Here is a 16,716-nt window from a genome sequence, read left to right as displayed (position 1 = left end):
CAGCCAGGGGTGCCCGACCGGTGGACGACGGCAAGGCCGTCAGTCCGCCTCGTCAGCGGGGCCGTGCGGGCGGCGGCTGGCAAGCAGGTCGGCAGGCGTTCTACCGGCCACATTGCGGGCACCATCGTCTGCACCGTGGCTGCGCAGCAAGTCGATGACCTTCGGGTTGTCATCCAGCGCAAACCAGAGCGGGCCGCCATCAGACACCCAGGTTTGGCCGCTGCAGTAGTGCAGGGCCGTATTGCCATACGCGTCCACCGCATGCAGGTCGGCCCCGGCGGACAGCAGGTACTGGATCACCGCCAGATCGTCCGCCAGCGCTGCCGCCATCAAGGCCGTGCCAAGGCGGCCCACGCGCCCCTTGCCCTCGTAGGCAATCCTTGTCGCACGGGCATTCACGTCGCAGCCCAGTTCCTCGACCAGATAGCGCACCATCTCCAGCTTGCCGGGCAGGATGCTATGGGCAGAGCAAGCGCGAACCAGCAGATCAGGCCCCGCCAGGTGCGCGTGGTGCTGGGTGAGCTTGCGCACCATGTCCAGCGACAGGCTTTCCACGGCCCCCAGCAGCGCCCCCTCGTTGATTGGTGCCCCGTGGGCAAGCAGCTGCTCCACAAACTCCACGCTGCCCGACTCGGCTGCAAAGCCCAGCGCGTCGGAGCCGTCGTTGGTGCGCGCGGCCACGTCAGGCTTGCGCTGCAGCACGGTTTGCAGGTTGTGCGCCCGGGCTTCCAACACCGCTGCTGCGTCAGCCTTCGCTTCGCAGCCGTCCTCGTCGTCGTCTTCCAACTGCGCATCGGCGTACTGGCTGATGGCCCAGCGGTAGCCTGCACAGGCGGCCAGCAAGGGCGTCTTGCCTTCGTAGTTGCGAAAGTCCACGCTGCCTTCGCTGGCGATCACGGCATCGAGTTCAGCCAAGGTGATCTTGCGATCTCCCATCTCGCTGATGAAGTCATCGGCTGCTTCGCTGGCGTGATGGCGGGCGTCCTGCTCGTCATCTACGTCCATCCCGGCTTCAATCATCGCCAGCTTGCTCCCCTCCGACAGCGAACCCGGGCTCTCTTCGTGCGCCAACGTTTCGATGAAGTCCCAGTAGTAGGCCGAGAGGTCCACGCTCTCGCCGCCCTCGAAAGGCACCAGCACCAGATCGCCGCCATCCACATCGCACTGCATGCCCAGCAGTTCGAACGCACGCGCAAGATAGCGCGTGCTGGCGAACTCCTCGGGGTTCTTCAGGTAGTCCGCGATCACCATGTGTTTGGGGCACCCGCGCTGCAGGCTCTTCAAAGCGGCAGCATGGTCGGCCTCGCGGATTCGGAAGGCTCCGGGTTCACTGACAAATGCGTTGGTTTGCATGGTTTAGCGCTCTCGTCTTAGCTGGGTTAGGTTTGAAATGGTTACTTGGCCCTCAGCGGGCCCAGCAGGCACTGCGATGGAGCACAGGGGGCGAGCAATGCAGCGGGGTTGTTCCAGGGCCCACTCACCACCCAGTCGCCACAGCGGCCGGTTGCGGTGGATGTTAGCCAGAGCATTGCGTTGTGCACTGGACAAGTTGTCCGGTGGTGCATTTCAGCGGCAACGGGCTGCACAGCGCCAGCCTGAAAAGCCGCACGGCGGGGCACAACAGGGATCAGGCAGGCTCCTGCAATCAGCGCTGCGCCAGGTGCTCCTTGGCCGTCACCTGCAACTCGTAGCTGAAGAAGTGGTTGCGCCCCAGCGCCTTGGCGGCGTAAAGCGCTTCATCCGCCCGGGTGATCACGCCCAGGTACGTGGTGGCCTCGTCGGGCACACAGGTGGAGATGCCCCCAGACACCGTAACGAACTCGGACACCGAAGACGCCGGGTGCACCAGCTTGCGCCCTGCCAGCACCTCCGTCAGCGCCCGCGCAAACATCATGGCGCCAGAGCGCGGGGTGTTGGGCAAGATCAAGCCAAACTCTTCGCCGCCCACGCGGCAGGCCACGTCTCCCGGGCGCTGGCAAATGCTGGCCAGCAGACGCGCCACGGTCTGCAGGCACTTGTCCCCTTCGGGGTGCCCAAGCGCATCGTTGTACTGCTTGAAAAAGTCGATGTCGCACATCATCAGCGTGAGGGGCTTGCCCTCGCGCCGGGCCATACGGATCTGCTCGTGCAGCACCCGGTCAAAACCCCGGCGGTTCACCAGTCCGGTCAGTGCATCGCGCTCGATGAGCGAATTGAGTTGGCGATTGGCTTCGTACAACTCCTCCGTCACCGTCACCAGACGCCGCTGCATGGTCAACAGGCGCTGCATGGCGCGGATCTTGGCGGCCAGCACCGTGGCGCGCACGGGCTTGACCAGGTAGTCATCACCCCCGGCCCGAATGCCCTCCCACAGGTCTTCGTCGCGGTCCATCCCGGTCAGGAAGATGATGGGCGTCCAGCGGCCGTCGTCCAGGTCGCGGATGCGCTCGGCAATCCAATAGCCATTGTGGCCGGGCATCATGATGTCCAGCAGCACCAGGTCGGGCCGGTGCTGCCCAAAGGCCGCCAGCGCCTCGTCGGCCGAAGCGGCCTCGATCACCTGCTCGGCCCCCATGCGCAGCAGCTCCTGGCACAGGTGCTGGCGCACCGAGTCCTGGTCATCCACCACCAAAATCCGCAAGTCGGTGTTTTGAAGAATTGTCATCGGACGCCTTTCCTGCAGGTTGCGCTCGTGGGCCTGCGCACCTGCATGTCTCTGTGCATTCGTTGGCAGCCCCTCCACTGGCGGCTGCATCTCTGTGGGCCATTGTGCGTCCAAAAATGTGAGGCTCTGGCACTTGCCCCCACGGGCTTGCTTCGCGTTCGGGACAGCTTCCCTTTGGAGGCCAAGGCCTGTTTGAAATAAATCCTCCTGTCTGACATAGACTCGCGGCAATTTTTTAGAGACAACGCCCCACAAGGGCGAGCCTGCATGAGCCAACCCAGCACCACCCCCTACGGCACCCTGCCGCCTGCATCGCCCCTACCCCAGCGCCGCCCCGTGAGCCTGCCGCGCCTGGCGCAGATGCGCGAGGCTGGTGAAAAAATCACCATGCTCACCGCCTACGACGCCACCTTTGCCGCCGTGGCCGATGCGGCGGGCGTGGACTGCATCCTGGTGGGCGATTCGCTCGGCATGGTGTGCCAGGGCCTGCCCAGCACTGTGGGCGTGCTGCTGGACACCATGGCCTACCACACGGCCAGCGTGGCGCGCGGCCTGCAGCGCGTGCAGGGCACCGCCTGGCTGGTGGCCGACCTGCCCTACGGCACCTACGCCGAAAGCCGCGAACAGGCCCTGCGCAGCGCCTGCGTGCTGATGCAGGCGGGTGCGCACATGGTCAAGCTCGAAGGCGGCGGGTGGACCGCACCGACGGTGGAATTTTTGGTGCAGCGCGGCGTACCCGTGTGCGCCCACCTGGGCCTGACGCCCCAAACCGTGCACGCCCTGGGCGGCTACCGCGTGCAAGGAAAAACCGACGAAGCCGCCCGCGCCCTGCGCCAGGACGCGCACGACCTGCAAAACGCCGGTGCCGCCATGCTGGTGCTGGAAATGGTGCCCACCGCGCTGGCCACCGAGCTGACGGCCGAGCTGCCCCACTGCCACACCATCGGCATTGGCGCGGGCAACGGCACCGCTGGCCAGGTGCTGGTGTTGCACGACATGCTGGGCATGAACCTGGGCAAGATGCCCAAATTCGTCCACAACTTCATGCAGGACGCGGGCAGCGTGCGCGGTGCCATGGAGGCCTACGTGCAGGCCGTCAAGCAAGGCCGCTTCCCCGACAACGCACTGCACGCCTGGTAAGCCCTTTTGAATACAAATACAAAGCCCCGCCCCATGCTCATCACCCACACCATCGACGAACTGCGCCAGGCCCTGGCCCCCTACCGCCGCCCCGCCTTTGTGCCCACCATGGGCAACCTGCACGAAGGCCACATCAGCCTGGTGCGCCAGGCCAAGCCGCTGGGCGACGTGACGGTGGCCAGCATCTTTGTGAACCGCCTGCAGTTCTTGCCGCACGAAGACTTTGACAGCTACCCCCGCACCTGGGAAGCCGACTGCGCCGCACTGCAAAGCGCAGGCTGCGACGTGCTTTTTGCCCCGCGCGAGGCTGACCTGTACCCCCAGCCGCAAACCTTCAAGGTATACCCCGACCCCGCCCTGGCCGATCTGCTGGAAGGCCACTTTCGGCCCGGTTTTTTTACCGGCGTGGCCACCGTGGTGATGAAGCTGTTTGCCTGCGTGCTGGGCCAAACCGGCGGCGTGGCCGTGTTTGGTAAGAAGGACTACCAGCAGCTCATGGTGATCCGCCAGATGGTGCAGCAGTTTGCGCTGCCCATCACCATCGTGGCGGGCGACACCGCCCGCGCGCCCGATGGCTTGGCCCTGAGCTCGCGCAATGGGTATCTGAGCCTGCACGAGCGGCAAGAAGCCGTAGCCCTGGCCCAAGCCCTGCAGCAACTGAGCGAGCGCTGGCTAGCCGCCCACAGCGCCACTCCGCTCACCGCCCCAGCCCACGCGCTGGAGCAGCAGGCCATGGACGTGCTGCGTGCCCGTGGCTGGCAGCCCGACTACCTCACGGTGCGCCGCCGCACCGACCTGCAACCCGCCACCGCCCACGACGGCGCAGGCACCCTGGTGGCCCTAGGCGCCGCACGGCTGGGCAGCACGCGGCTGATTGACAACCTGGAGTTTTGACGACGAGGCAGGGGCGGTCTGCAGGCAGCAGCTACCCAACGGAGCGACTGATTGCCTGCCAGGCTTGGCGCAAAGAGCCCTGGTACAGCCACCCCAGCCCACACATGCCGTACAGCGACAGCGATGCGGGAAAGTTCACATCCCGCATCAACGCCAAAACGGCGGGGTCCTTCAAAGACCAGTAGAGGGCGTAGCAGCCGTCCACGGTCAACCAAGCCAGAAACAGCGCCAGTGGCACAGCGCGCCAATGGCGCCGCACCAGCACCCGCAAGCTCCAGGGCGCGGTGGCGTAAGCCAGCAGGCCCATGATGAAGCTGATGGGAATGTCCCAGTCCGGCGCGGGCGTCAGCTCTGCCCCCAGCAGCAGCAGGCCAATGCCCAACGCCAGCGTGGCCAGTTTCCATGGCCGCAGGCATTCACGCCACTGCGTGCGCCATTGCAGATCGGGCGGAGATGCCATGCCTGTCGGGTGCCTTCTGCGGGCGTCAGTCCACCACCGTCAACTTCGCCACGCTCAGCGCCAGCCACTTGGTGCCGTGGCGCGGGAAGTTGACCTGGGCACGCGCGTCGTCGCCCGTGCCTTCGATGGCCAGCACCTTGCCTTCCCCAAACTTGGTGTGGAACACAGCAATGCCTGCGCGCAGGCCGTGCGAGGGGGCGGCCTTTTGCGGGGGCACCGGGGGGCTGGCAAAGGTTTCAGACTTGAAGCCAAAATTGCCTCTAGCGCTTGATCCATAAGCGCTACCAGCTCCCGAATTAGGAGCATAGGCACCAAAACCTTGCTGCTTAGGCGTGATCCACTTGAGGCACTCTTCGGGCAGTTCGTCAAAGAAGCGGCTCTTGACGTTGTAGCGCGTCTGGCCGTGCAGCATGCGCGTTTGCGAGTGACTCAAGTACAGGCGCTTGCGCGCACGGGTGATGGCCACATACATCAGGCGGCGCTCTTCTTCCAGGCCATCGCGGTCGCTGGAGGCGTTGTCGTGCGGGAACAGGCCCTCTTCCATGCCGCCGATGAACACACCGTCGAACTCCAGGCCCTTGCTGGCATGCACGGTCATGAGCTGCACGGCGTCTTGCCCGGCCTGGGCCTGGTTGTCGCCAGCCTCAAGCGCAGCGTGGGTGAGGAAGGCGGCCAGGGGCGAGAGGGTTTCGCCCGTGTCGGCGTCGACGATGCCCGCTACGGCGGGCTTCAAAGGCTCGTCGAGCATGGGGGCGTTGGGGTTGATCCCTTGGCTGACCGGGCTTTGTGTGGGCGCGCTTTGGGTGAGCGGCGTGCCATGCTCATCCAGCGGCAGTGCCACCGCGTCGCGGCCAAAGCCTTCCTGGGTGACAAAGCTCTCGGCGGCGTTAACGAGTTCCTGCAAGTTCTCGATGCGGTCGGCGCCTTCTTTTTCGGTGCGAAAGTGCTCGACCAACCCGGTGGTTTCGAGCACCTGTTCGATGATGCTGCGCAGGTTCTGCCCTTCGGTCTGCTCACGCAGCACATCGACCATGGCAACGAAGGCCTTGAAGTTGGTACCGGCCTTGCCGGGCACGGCGCTCACGGCATCGTGCAGCGAGCAGCCTGCGCTGCGGGCAGCGTCTTGCAGCACCTCGATGCTGCGCGCACCGATGCCGCGCGGCGGAAAGTTGACGACGCGGGTGAAGCTGGTGTCGTCGTGCGGGTTCTCCAAAAGGCGCAGGTAGGCCAGTGCGTGCTTGATTTCAGCGCGCTCAAAAAACCGCAGGCCGCCGTACACGCGGTAGGGCACGCTGGCATTGAACAGCGCAGATTCGATCACCCGGCTTTGCGCATTGCTGCGGTAGAGCACGGCGATTTCCTTGCGATCAAACCCGTCGCTGCGCACCAGTTGCTTGATCTCGTCGACCATCCACTGCGCCTCGGCCAGGTCGGAGCTGGCCTCGTACACGCGCACGGGCTCGCCTGCGCCCTGCGTGGTGCGCAGGTTCTTGCCCAGGCGGCGGCTGTTGTGGCTGATGAGGGCATTGGCCGAATCGAGAATGTTGCTGTAGCTGCGGTAGTTTTGCTCGAGCTTGATCTGGCGCTGCACGTCAAACTCGCGCACAAAGTCGGTCATGTTGCCCACGCGCGCACCACGGAAGGCGTAGATGCTCTGGTCGTCGTCGCCCACGGCAATCACGCTGCCACGGGCTTCAAAGCGCCCGCCCACTTCATTGCCCGCAAGTTGCTTGAGCCAGGCGTACTGCAGCTTGTTAGTGTCCTGAAACTCATCGACCAGGATGTGCTGGAACCGGCGCTGGTAGTGCTCGCGGATGGGGTCGTTGTCGCGCAGCAGCTCGTAGCTGCGCAGCATCAGCTCGCCAAAGTCCACCACGCCTTCGCGCTGGCATTGTTCTTCGTACAGCTGGTAGATCTCAACCTTCTTGCGCGCATCGCTGTCGTGGGCTTCTACGTTGGCGGGGCGCAGGCCTTCTTCCTTGCAGTTGGCGATGAAGTACGCGAGCTGCTTGGGCGGGAAGCGCTCATCGTCCACGTTGTGCTGCTTGCACAGGCGCTTGATGGCCGAGAGCTGGTCTTGGGTGTCGAGGATCTGAAAGGTCTGCGCCAGCCCCGCTGCCTTGTGGTGGGCGCGCAGCAGGCGGTTACACAGGCCGTGGAAGGTGCCAATCCACATGCCGCGTACGTTGACCGGCAGCATGGCCGACAGGCGGGCCACCATCTCCTTGGCCGCCTTGTTGGTGAAGGTGACGGCCAGGATGCCGCCAGGGGTGGCGTGCCCGTTTTGCAGCAGCCAGGCGATGCGGGTGGTGAGCACGCGCGTCTTGCCAGACCCCGCGCCCGCCAGGATCAGCGCGTGGCCTGCGGGCAGCGTGACGGCAGCGAGCTGTTCGGGGTTGAGGTTGTGCAACAGGGGCGAGACGCCAGCCGCAGCGGCCGGGGCAGCGGGCGCGCCGCTATCGGGCGCGTCCGAGAACATATCTTGTGGGAACATGTGCCCATTGTAGAAAGCCACTCGCACCATGGCCCACATGAAGCCCCTTGCCTTTGTTACCAGCACGTTTGCCGCAGCCGCATTGGTATGCCACGCCCCCCACGCAGCGGCACAGGCCAGCTGCAGCAGCGATGGCACAGCGCGCCCTACTGCACTGTTCGAGCGCTTCATCAGCGCTGACTGTGAGGCATGCTGGGCCGACCCGGCCACGCCAGCACCCTCCGCACCGTCCACCGTGGTGCTGGACTGGATCGTGCCCAGCGCGCAAGGGGATGAGGCGCCGTTGTCTGCGGCAGCGACCAACGACGCCGCCCAGCGCCTGCAGGCACTGGGCCGCCAAGCCCCTGCGGGCACCGATGTGGCACTGTCTACCGTAGAGCCCCCTGCCCGCCCCCTGCGCTTGCGGGTGGCCCATGGCCTGCCGATCAATGACTACCTGGGCACGGGCATTGCGCTGGCCCGCACAGATGGTGTGACACCGCCCCCGCAGGGCTGGCAGTACCACCTGGTGCTGGCAGAAGCCGTGCCCGCAGGCAGCGAGGGCACGTTGGTGGCTCGCAATTTGGTCAGAAACATGCTCTCAGACACATGGAATAAGCGCGAGCAGCTATCAAAAAATGAGCTATTCCGGTGGATGGACAACCGCCCCATGCGCATTCCCCCCGGTGCGCAGCCACAGCGGCTGCACATGGTGGGCTGGGTGCAGGATGCCCAGGGCCGCGTTCTGGCGGCAGCGCAGTCTGTATGCAGGTAATACGGCCGACGTTATGACAAGCACGCCATAGGCGCCTAGAATCAAGCACCGGGCCCAAGTTTCTTGACGCCCGGTTTTTTTGTGCCTGTGCAACCAGGGTTCGGTGGCAGCTTTCACGCTGACACCCACAAAGCCGGTCCCAAGCCAAGCGCCCACCGTGGCAAAAATCCTTTTGCTGCGTCCTTTGATGGAGCTTGGAATCTCATGGAAATCTTCGACTACGACAACGTTTTGCTGCTGCCCCGCAAGTGCCGCGTGGAAAGCCGCTCGGAGTGCGACGCCAGCGTGGAGCTGGGCGGGCGCCACTTTCGCCTGCCGGTCGTGCCTGCCAACATGAAGACGGTGGTGGACGAAACCATCTGCACCTGGATGGCGCAAAACGGCTACTTCTACGTGATGCACCGCTTTGACTTAGACAACCTGCAATTCGTCAAAGACATGCACGCCAAGGGCTGCTACGCGTCCATTTCGCTGGGTGTGAAGAAGCCCGACTACGACACGGTGGACCAGTTGGTGGCCCAAGGCATCACGCCCGAGTACATCACCATCGACATTGCCCACGGGCATGCCGACAGCCTGAAGAACATGATTGGCTATCTCAAGGAAAAGCTGCCCAAGTCCTTCGTGATCGCAGGCAATGTGGCGACCCCCGAGGCCATCATCGACCTGGAAAACTGGGGTGCGGACGCGACCAAGGTGGGCGTGGGCCCAGGCAAGGTGTGCATCACCAAGCTCAAGACGGGGTTTGGCACGGGTGGCTGGCAGCTCAGCGCGCTCAAGTGGTGCGCCCGCGTGGCCACCAAGCCCATCATTGCCGATGGCGGCATCCGCAGCCACGGCGACATTGCCAAGAGCATCCGCTTTGGCGCCAGCATGGTGATGATCGGCTCGCTGTTCGCAGGCCATGAAGAATCGCCCGGCAAGACGGTGGAGGTGGATGGCGCGCTGTTCAAGGAGTACTACGGCTCGGCCTCAGACTTCAACAAGGGCGAGTACAAGCACGTGGAAGGCAAGCGCATTCTGGAGCCCGTCAAGGGCAAGCTGGCCGACACGCTGATTGAGATGGAGCAGGACGTGCAAAGCTCCATCAGCTACTCGGGTGGCACCAAGCTCATGGACGTGCGCAAGGTGAACTACGTGATTCTGGGCGGAGACAACGCGGGCGAGCATTTGCTGATGTAGCGCCCACGGGTGCCGGGGCCTGTGCTACGCCAGGGCGCGTGTGGCGGTCCCGTGCCAAGCGGCTGCACAAGGGCCGCCGCGCTGGCGGCATCTCCTATCCGGGCTCAGCGCACTAAAAAGGAAAAGGCGTGCAACGCCGCAGGAGGTGGCCCCTGCTTCACGCGCGCAGCAGGTTCAGCGCCATGTGGTGCAGGTCATGCCCCGGCTTGGCCAACGCGTCCACAATGCTGAAGTGGTGCAGCCCCGGCAGGATCTGGCAACGCGGCACGATGTGCGTGCCCCAGGCATCCTGGATCAAGCGGGCTTGACGGGCAAACTCCTCGCTCTCGTCACCACCCGCCACGCTGTAAAGCAAGCCCTGCGCCGGGGCTTGCAGCCGCGCCGGGCTTGCCAGCAGCACATGCTGCTCGGTCAAGTGCAAGGTTTGCTGCAGAAACGGGGCGTACATCACGGGCTCCAGATCGTGCACCCCCGAGATGGACAGCACCTTGCGCACCAGGCTATCTGGCAAGCCATTGCCAATGAGTGGCCACACGCTGGTGAGCAACAGGGCCGCCAGTTGCCCACCTGCGGTGTGCCCCGCCACGGTGATCCGCTGCGGATCACCGCCATGCTGGGCGATATTGCGCCACACCCAGGCCAGGGCTGTCTCGATCTGTCTGCCGATGTGGGGAACGGTGATGGGAAACTCTGGCGTGCCAGGGCACAAGGCGTAATTGACCACCACCACACAGCAACCCGCCTGGGTGAACGGCGGTGCAATGAAGGAGTGCTCAGACTTGTCGAGCGAGCGCCAGTAACCACCATGGATAAACACCAGCACGGGCGCCCCTGCGGGGCTGGACTGCAGCGGCGGGAACACATCCAGCGTCTCGCCAGGCTCTGCGCCATAGGCCACGTCCAGCACACAAGGCATGTTGGCACGCACTTGGGCAGAATCCTGCGCCCAGCGCTGCAGGTAATCCATGTGGTCAGGCACCAAAGCGCGGTTGTTGTACATGCGCTCTAGCCAGGCGGGGTCGTGCAGCGGGAGGGACATGGCGTGTGGCTCCTTCAAAACAGGCTCCCATCATCTTGCCAACGCCCCAAAGCTGCAAGCTACGTGACAGGCTGAACGCACCAAAACGGAACATCATGTGTGCAGAGACAACTCCGCGCGAGATCACAACCATGACCCCTCCTTCGCTCCGCATCGCCGTTTTGGGCATTGGCAACATGGGTGACCCCATCGCCCGCCGCCTGCACCAGGCAGGGCACCAGGTGCACGTCTGGAACCGCACCCGCGCGAAGGCAGAGCCGCTGGCAGCCCTGGGCATTGCCGTGCACACCACGGCGGCAGAGGCCGTGCAAGGCGCAGACCGGGTCGTGAGCCTGCTGGAAAACGGCACGGTGGTCGAGCAAGTGCTGTTCGAGCGGGGTGCAGCACAGGCCATGCGCCCTGGCGCACTGTTGATCGACATGGCGTCCATCCAGCCCCGCGAGGCCCGCGACCATGCCGCCCGGCTCGATGAAATGGGGCTATCCCATGTGGACGCGCCAGTCTCTGGAGGCACCGTAGGTGCAGAAAACGGCACGCTGGCCATCATGGCAGGCGGGCGGCCAGAGGACTTTGCGCGCGCACAGCCTGTGTTTGCCGCACTGGGCCGCGCAACCCATGTGGGCCCTCACGGCAGCGGGCAATTGGCCAAGCTGGCCAACCAGATGATCGTGGGCATCACCATTGGCGCCGTGGCCGAAGCTCTGCTGTTTGCCGCCAAAGGCGGCGCCGACATGGCCAAGGTGCGCGAAGCCATCCAAGGCGGGTTTGCCGACAGCCGCATCCTGCAGTTGCATGGGCAGCGCATGGTCGAGCGCGACTTCGCTCCCAAGGGCCGCATGGCCGTGCAACTCAAGGACATGCGCAACGCGCTTGCCACCGCGCAAGAGATTGGATTCGACGCTCCCGTCACCGCGTTGTTTGAAGCCCTCTACGCCGACGGCGTGGAGCACGGCCTGGGCGAGCTGGACCACAGCGGACTGTTTGTAGAGCTGGCCAGCCGCAACGCGATGCAATAATTTTTGACCTGATTTGCAAAGTGCCTAAAAAGTAGTGCATAATACGAGTCTCTGCAGCGATGCAGACAAATAAAAAGTTTGGGTTCTTAGCTCAGTTGGTAGAGCAGCGGACTCTTAATCCGTAGGTCGAGTGTTCGAGTCACTCAGGACCCACCAAACAAAGCCGCAAGGCAGAAAAAGCCGAAGCTACATCGTAGTTTCGGCTTTTTGCTTTGGCGCACGCAAAATCCCTTTCTGCGCCCCCAACATCCACCCTGGCAATGAACCCACAAGCCGACACGCTCTGGACTGGCCCCAAATGGGCACTGGCCGTTCTCCTCGCCATTCTGGGCATGCTGGGGCCCTTCTCCATTGACACCTACATTCCTGCGTTTTCAGGCATTGCTACGGCGCTGGGGGCCACCCCCATCCAGATGCAGCAAACGCTGTCAGCCTATCTGTTCGGCTTCGCCTTCATGAATCTGTTCCATGGCGCGCTGGCAGACAGTTTCGGACGCAGGCCGGTGGTGCTATGGGGCATTGCGCTGTTCACCCTGGCGTCCGCCGGGTGCGCTCTGTCGCAAAACATTGGACAGCTGGTTTTTTTCCGCGCAGTGCAAGGACTGTCCACAGGGGCAGGCATCGTGGTGTCACGTGCCGTCATCCGCGACATGTTCCCACCCGCACAAGCCCAGCAGGTGATGAGCCAAGTCACCATCTACTTTGGGGTGGCCCCCGCCATCGCGCCCATTGTGGGCGGCTGGCTGTTTGTTCACACGGGTTGGCAGAGCATTTTCTGGTTCCTGACCCTGGTGGGGGCCACCCTGTGGATCACCAACTTCAGGCTGCTGCCCGAAACGCTGGCCCACCAACACCGTCAGCCGTTCAATGTTCAGCACCTGATGCGCGGGTATTGGGCATTGGGCGCCAGCCCCAAGTTTGTGCTGCTGGCCTTTGCCAGCGGCATTCCGTTCAACGGCATGTTTTTGTACGTGCTCTCTGCCCCCGCCTTTTTGGGAGAGCACCTGCAACTCGCGCCCACGCAGTTTTTCTGGTTCTTTGTGCTGACCATCTCCGGCATCATGGGCGGCGCATGGCTGAGCGGACGACTGGCCGGGCGCATTGCCCCCAAGCGCCAAATCAGGCATGGGTTCGTCATCATGTTCAGCGTGGGCATCGTGAACGTTGCGCTGAATTTTCTGATCCCACCCCACCCTGCCTGGGCACTGCTTCCCATCGCCATTTTTGCCTTCGGCTGGGCCCTCATGGTGCCTGTGGTCACCCTGCTGGTGCTGGACCTGGTGCCCGAACGCAGAGGCATGGCGTCGTCCTTGCAGGCCTTCGTCGGCTCCACCGCCAACGGCATTGTCGCGGGGGTGATTTCTCCGATGGTCATGCATTCCACGCAAGGCTTGGCACTGGCATCCTTGTCGATGCTAGGCATCGGGCTCGTGGCTTGGCTTTATTTGCACCACCGCTGGCCTGAGATTGGAGCCCAAGCCAGCCATCCGCCAACCCTCGCACCAACCCCAGCAGAAAAATCCTAGCGCCTGCGCTCTGCACCAATGTGCTGGTAGTAGCGCCTCTTTTCCTCGTACATGGCCTGGTCGGCCTTGTGCAAGGCAGCCTCAACCCCCTCTCCCGACTGGCAACAGGCAATGCCTATGGCAAAGCCCAAAGGCTGGCCTGAGTAAAACTGGTTGTTCAACTCAATCAACGACTGGATGCGCTCGCGCACGACCTGGGCCGCGCGCTCGTCCAGGCCGGGCAGCAACACCGCAAACTCATCTCCCCCCACCCTGGCAGCACAGGCGGGTGCATCCACCGCTTTGGCCAGCACCTCGCCCGCACGGCGCAGCATGGCATCGCCCGCGGCATGCCCCTGCTCATCGTTGATGGCCTTGAGACCATTCAAATCAATGGCGATCACCGCAAAGGGCCATGGCCCTTTGCGGGTCAGGCGGTTGAGCTCCTCCGCATAAAACGCACGGTTGCGCAGCTGGGTGAGGACATCGTGCTTGCCCAGATACTCCAGGTAGGCCTCCGCCTTCTTGCGCGCGGTAATGTCCACCAACGACAGCAACACCAGACTCCAATCATCCAGGTGGCTACCCAGGACCGAGAACTGCATGTGGATGTGCACCACATCCCCCGACAGGGAATAGTTCGTGACCTCGCGCTGCTGCACCGTCTTGCCATCCCACAGGTCCTGCAACTGCTCCGCAAAAGACTCTTGCATCTCCCCCCGAAAAACGCGGCCGATGTTGTTGAGCAAATGCTCTTTGGAGGTAGCACCAAACATCTGCAGCGTCTGCTGGTTCACATCGATCACGCGGATTTCTTGCATGCACCGCGAAACAAACTCCGGGTGCACCTTCAAGAAGGTTTTGAAATCGACAATACCCTGCGCACGCACCCCCTCCAGCAACAACTTGATGGCGCTGAAGTCCTCCACCCACAAAGAGACGGGTGAGTATTCGAACAAATCGCGGGCGTAGTGCTCACTGCGCCGCAAGCGTGCAGCCCCCTGCACCTGCTGCGTGATGTCCTCCAGGGAGACCAAGACCCGCCCCCAATCCGCCTCATGGCCCGGCAAGACACGGATGCTGATGCGCACATCAAGCCGCCGACCGTCCAGGGCGTAATTCACAGTCTCATTGGTGAACTCCAGCCGCCCCTCCCACAGCTGGACCATTTCGCGCACCATGGCCGTGTGCATATCGCCCCGGAACACCTGGGCAAGCTGGCCCAGCAACTCCGACTGGCTGGCAGCCGAGAACAAGTCCAGCGTGCGCTGGTTCACACGCAGCACCTTGAGAGACGCGCTGCACTGCGAGAGCAGCAATGGATCACACTGCAAGTGGGCCTGCAAGTCCTCCACCCCCTGGGCACGCCAGCGCTCAAACAGAGCCTTCAAGGCACTGTAATCCTCCAACCACAGCGAGACTGGCGCCAGATTGAACATGTGCTCGAAAGCAGCATCAGAAGAGTCGGTAGGGAGCACAAGGATTCCTTTCTGCACCCATTATGCGAGGGTCCACACCCATCATGCGGGCACAGGCTGGTGCATCTAGTGGATGGTAGGGCCATGAAAAAAGGCCGCCTCTCTTGCGAGAGGCGGCCTTTGACCCAAAGCAACCCAGGACCAATGCCTGGGCTACAAAAAATCAACGTGCAGGGCGTGCAGGACGCTTGCGTGCATCGTGGGGCGCAAACGGCTTGCCACCAGCAGGCTTAGCGAAAGCGGGCTTGCGTGGAGCGAAATCACCACGGTCACCACCACGGGGGGCACCCATGTCGCCTCGGGGGGCAAAGCCACCACCACGCGGGGCATTGTCACCAAAGCCAGGCTTGCGGCCATAGCCCTCACCATCACGGCGCGGAGCGAAGCCACGGTCTTCGCGAGGGGCATAACCATCGCCACCGCGGGGCGCGGGAGCACCACGACCAGCAAAACCGCCACCAAAGCCGCCGCCGAAACCACCACGGTCGTTTCCACCACGATCATTGCCGCCGCGTGCTGGACCACCAAAACGGCGGTCACGGGACTGGTTATCGCGGCCTTCAAAACCGCCCGAACGGCCACGGCCACCGAAGTCGCCACGGGGTGCTTGAGGAGCGCGCTGCGCAGGCTCCAGACCAGGAATCACTTCCGACTTGAATTGCTGACGGCTGTAGCCTTCAATGTCAAAAATCTTGCGGCGGTCACGGAACTCAGCAAACGTGACAGCCAGACCATCACGCCCCGCACGGCCCGTACGGCCAATGCGGTGGGTGTAATCCTCAGCCTTCATGGGCAGGCCAAAGTTGAACACGTGGGTGATGGTAGGCACATCAATACCACGCGCCGCCACATCGGTGGCCACCAGGATCTGCACTTGACCACTGCGCAGCGCCATCAGGCGGCGGTTGCGCAAACCTTGGCTCAGGGCACCGTGCAGGGCCACGGCCGAGAAGCCGTCTTGCTGCAGGTCGTTGGCCAAGCCGTCACATTCCACCTGGGTGCTCGCAAAAACGATGGCCTGGTTGATCGATGTGTCGCGCAGCCAGTGATCCAGCAGCTTGCGCTTGTGCTGTGCGTTGTCAGCCCAGTACAGCATCTGCTTGATGTTGGTGTGCTTCTCTTGCGGCGAATCAATGGTCACCTTTTGCACCGACGAACCACCGTCGTGCATCACGCGCATGGCCAGTTGCTGAATGCGCGGCGCGAAGGTGGCGCTGAACATCATGGTCTGCTTGCGCTGGGCTGTGAGCTGGTTCAACTCGGCCAGATCGTCCGAGAAGCCCAGGTCCAACATGCGGTCAGCCTCATCCACCACCAGAAACTGCACCTTGTCGAGCTTGATTTGCATCGAGCGCTGCAGGTCCAGCAGACGGCCAGGGGTGGCGACCACGAGGTCGGCGTTCTGCAGCTTGGCGATCTGCAACTGGTAGGGCATGCCACCCACCACGTTGGCCACGCGCAGGCCACGGCAGTGCTTGACCAAGTCGATGGCATCGTGTGCCACCTGCTGGGCCAGTTCACGCGTGGGGCACAGGATCAGGGCGCCAGGGGTGGCGGCCTTGAAATTGCGCGAGCTGGTGGGGTCCTTGCGCTTGGCGCGCTTAGGAGCAGGCTCGCCGCGCTCAGCAGCTTCGGCCACGGCGCGCTCGAAAGCAGCGCGCTCTTCGGCTTCGGCAGCGGCTTGCTGGTTGATCAGCGTGTGCAGCACAGGCAGCAGGAAAGCTGCGGTCTTGCCGCTACCGGTCTGGCTGGAGACCATCAGGTCGATGAACTTGGAGGCATCGCTGCCCATGGCCAGAGGGATGGCCTTGCGCTGCACGCTGGTGGGCTGGGTGTAGCCCAGGTCAGCCACGGCTTGCACGAGCTCAGGCGCCAGGCCCAGTTCGACGAAGCCATTGGGCTCGGCAGTGACGGCATCCACAGACGCATCGGCCACGGCAGCAACAGCCGAAATTTCAGCGGCAAAAGAAGATTCAGCAGGCGCGAATTCGCCCTGCACTTGCAAAGTGTCGGTCATATTTTTCTCACACGAAGCCTGCCGCTGGCAGGCGCCAGCGGTGGTTCCGTCAATGGTTAAAAAACATCAACCATCAAACGAAACCTGCCTTGG

General features: G+C 63.4%; 13 protein-coding genes and 1 tRNA gene. 7 read left to right on the top strand and 7 right to left on the bottom strand.

The window, feature by feature from the left end; translation table 11 throughout:
- Positions 1–39: 39 nt before the first annotated feature.
- Both CLU88_RS22315 and CLU88_RS22310 read right to left on the bottom strand, forming a co-directional pair.
- Positions 40–1,353, bottom strand: a complete 1,314-nt coding sequence (locus CLU88_RS22315; protein ID WP_099658481.1) for an ankyrin repeat domain-containing protein — start codon at positions 1,351–1,353, stop codon at positions 40–42.
- 292 nt (positions 1,354–1,645) lie between these two features.
- The gene (locus CLU88_RS22310; RefSeq protein ID WP_099658480.1) at positions 1,646–2,644 is read right to left on the bottom strand and encodes a diguanylate cyclase domain-containing protein; all 999 of its coding nucleotides are present in this window, start codon (positions 2,642–2,644) and stop codon (positions 1,646–1,648) included.
- Between the two features lie 267 nt (positions 2,645–2,911).
- Here CLU88_RS22310 and panB point away from each other — a divergent pair, with 267 nt between their 5' ends.
- Together panB and panC are read left to right on the top strand one after the other, a co-directional pair.
- Complete coding sequence (gene panB, locus CLU88_RS22305; RefSeq protein ID WP_099658479.1) at positions 2,912–3,784, top strand: 3-methyl-2-oxobutanoate hydroxymethyltransferase; 873 nt, start codon at positions 2,912–2,914, stop codon at positions 3,782–3,784.
- Between the two features lie 33 nt (positions 3,785–3,817).
- Positions 3,818–4,678 (top strand): pantoate--beta-alanine ligase, encoded by an 861-nt coding sequence (panC, locus tag CLU88_RS22300; RefSeq protein WP_099658478.1) that lies wholly within the window; start codon positions 3,818–3,820, stop codon positions 4,676–4,678.
- Between the two features lie 31 nt (positions 4,679–4,709).
- On the opposite strand, the gene CLU88_RS22295 is transcribed toward panC, so the two are convergent.
- Together CLU88_RS22295 and CLU88_RS22290 are read right to left on the bottom strand one after the other, a co-directional pair.
- Positions 4,710–5,138 carry a hypothetical protein gene (locus CLU88_RS22295; protein WP_099658477.1) on the bottom strand — a complete coding sequence of 143 codons (429 nt, stop codon included), beginning with the start codon at positions 5,136–5,138 and terminating at the stop codon, positions 4,710–4,712.
- A gap of 25 nt (positions 5,139–5,163) precedes the next feature.
- A complete protein-coding gene (locus CLU88_RS22290; protein ID WP_099659080.1) occupies positions 5,164–7,632 on the bottom strand; it encodes a UvrD-helicase domain-containing protein in 2,469 nt (822 codons plus the stop codon).
- Between the two features lie 37 nt (positions 7,633–7,669).
- Here CLU88_RS22290 and CLU88_RS22285 point away from each other — a divergent pair, with 37 nt between their 5' ends.
- Together CLU88_RS22285 and CLU88_RS22280 are read left to right on the top strand one after the other, a co-directional pair.
- Positions 7,670–8,386, top strand: a complete 717-nt coding sequence (locus CLU88_RS22285) for a hypothetical protein (RefSeq protein ID WP_099659079.1) — start codon at positions 7,670–7,672, stop codon at positions 8,384–8,386.
- A gap of 204 nt (positions 8,387–8,590) precedes the next feature.
- On the top strand, positions 8,591–9,568 hold the full coding sequence (locus tag CLU88_RS22280) for a GMP reductase (RefSeq protein ID WP_099658476.1): 978 nt from the start codon (positions 8,591–8,593) through the stop codon (positions 9,566–9,568).
- A 157-nt stretch (positions 9,569–9,725) separates the two neighbouring features.
- On the opposite strand, the gene CLU88_RS22275 is transcribed toward CLU88_RS22280, so the two are convergent.
- Entirely contained in the window at positions 9,726–10,607 is an 882-nt protein-coding gene (locus CLU88_RS22275) for an alpha/beta hydrolase (RefSeq protein ID WP_099658475.1), read from the bottom strand.
- Between the two features lie 131 nt (positions 10,608–10,738).
- Here CLU88_RS22275 and CLU88_RS22270 point away from each other — a divergent pair, with 131 nt between their 5' ends.
- The 3 genes from CLU88_RS22270 (at position 10,739) to CLU88_RS22260 (ending at position 13,149) form a co-directional block, all read left to right on the top strand.
- Positions 10,739–11,623 carry an NAD(P)-dependent oxidoreductase gene (locus CLU88_RS22270; RefSeq protein ID WP_099658474.1) on the top strand — a complete coding sequence of 295 codons (885 nt, stop codon included), beginning with the start codon at positions 10,739–10,741 and terminating at the stop codon, positions 11,621–11,623.
- An 80-nt stretch (positions 11,624–11,703) separates the two neighbouring features.
- A tRNA-Lys gene (locus CLU88_RS22265) sits at positions 11,704–11,779 on the top strand.
- A gap of 104 nt (positions 11,780–11,883) precedes the next feature.
- Positions 11,884–13,149: a multidrug effflux MFS transporter gene (locus CLU88_RS22260; RefSeq protein WP_099658473.1), complete on the top strand. Its 1,266-nt coding sequence runs from the start codon at positions 11,884–11,886 to the stop codon at positions 13,147–13,149.
- Here CLU88_RS22260 and CLU88_RS22255 read toward each other — a convergent pair.
- Entirely contained in the window at positions 13,146–14,567 is a 1,422-nt protein-coding gene (locus tag CLU88_RS22255; RefSeq protein WP_099658472.1) for a sensor domain-containing diguanylate cyclase, read from the bottom strand. The two genes, CLU88_RS22260 and CLU88_RS22255, sit on opposite strands and share 4 nt — an antisense overlap.
- A gap of 202 nt (positions 14,568–14,769) precedes the next feature.
- Positions 14,770–16,623: a DEAD/DEAH box helicase gene (locus CLU88_RS22250; RefSeq protein WP_099658471.1), complete on the bottom strand. Its 1,854-nt coding sequence runs from the start codon at positions 16,621–16,623 to the stop codon at positions 14,770–14,772.
- Positions 16,624–16,716 lie beyond the last annotated feature (93 nt).

It is taken from the genome of Acidovorax sp. 56 (assembly GCF_002749705.1).
Lineage (GTDB): Bacteria > Pseudomonadota > Gammaproteobacteria > Burkholderiales > Burkholderiaceae_C > Acidovorax.
This window is presented reverse-complemented; position numbering and strand designations above follow the sequence as displayed.

What these genes read in the sequence shown, in the direction of transcription:
- CLU88_RS22260 (WP_099658473.1), top strand. Translation starts at nt 11,884, where the DNA reads ATGAACCCACAAGCCGACACGCTCTGGACTGGCCCCAAATGGGCACTG.
- CLU88_RS22290 (WP_099659080.1), bottom strand. Translation starts at nt 7,632, where the DNA reads ATGTTCCCACAAGATATGTTCTCGGACGCGCCCGATAGCGGCGCGCCC.
- CLU88_RS22250 (WP_099658471.1), bottom strand. Translation starts at nt 16,623, where the DNA reads ATGACCGACACTTTGCAAGTGCAGGGCGAATTCGCGCCTGCTGAATCT.
- CLU88_RS22275 (WP_099658475.1), bottom strand. Translation starts at nt 10,607, where the DNA reads ATGTCCCTCCCGCTGCACGACCCCGCCTGGCTAGAGCGCATGTACAAC.
- CLU88_RS22285 (WP_099659079.1), top strand. Translation starts at nt 7,670, where the DNA reads ATGAAGCCCCTTGCCTTTGTTACCAGCACGTTTGCCGCAGCCGCATTG.
- panB (WP_099658479.1), top strand. Translation starts at nt 2,912, where the DNA reads ATGAGCCAACCCAGCACCACCCCCTACGGCACCCTGCCGCCTGCATCG.
- CLU88_RS22255 (WP_099658472.1), bottom strand. Translation starts at nt 14,567, where the DNA reads ATGTTCAATCTGGCGCCAGTCTCGCTGTGGTTGGAGGATTACAGTGCC.
- CLU88_RS22310 (WP_099658480.1), bottom strand. Translation starts at nt 2,644, where the DNA reads ATGACAATTCTTCAAAACACCGACTTGCGGATTTTGGTGGTGGATGAC.
- CLU88_RS22315 (WP_099658481.1), bottom strand. Translation starts at nt 1,353, where the DNA reads ATGCAAACCAACGCATTTGTCAGTGAACCCGGAGCCTTCCGAATCCGC.
- CLU88_RS22295 (WP_099658477.1), bottom strand. Translation starts at nt 5,138, where the DNA reads ATGGCATCTCCGCCCGATCTGCAATGGCGCACGCAGTGGCGTGAATGC.
- CLU88_RS22280 (WP_099658476.1), top strand. Translation starts at nt 8,591, where the DNA reads ATGGAAATCTTCGACTACGACAACGTTTTGCTGCTGCCCCGCAAGTGC.
- panC (WP_099658478.1), top strand. Translation starts at nt 3,818, where the DNA reads ATGCTCATCACCCACACCATCGACGAACTGCGCCAGGCCCTGGCCCCC.
- CLU88_RS22270 (WP_099658474.1), top strand. Translation starts at nt 10,739, where the DNA reads ATGACCCCTCCTTCGCTCCGCATCGCCGTTTTGGGCATTGGCAACATG.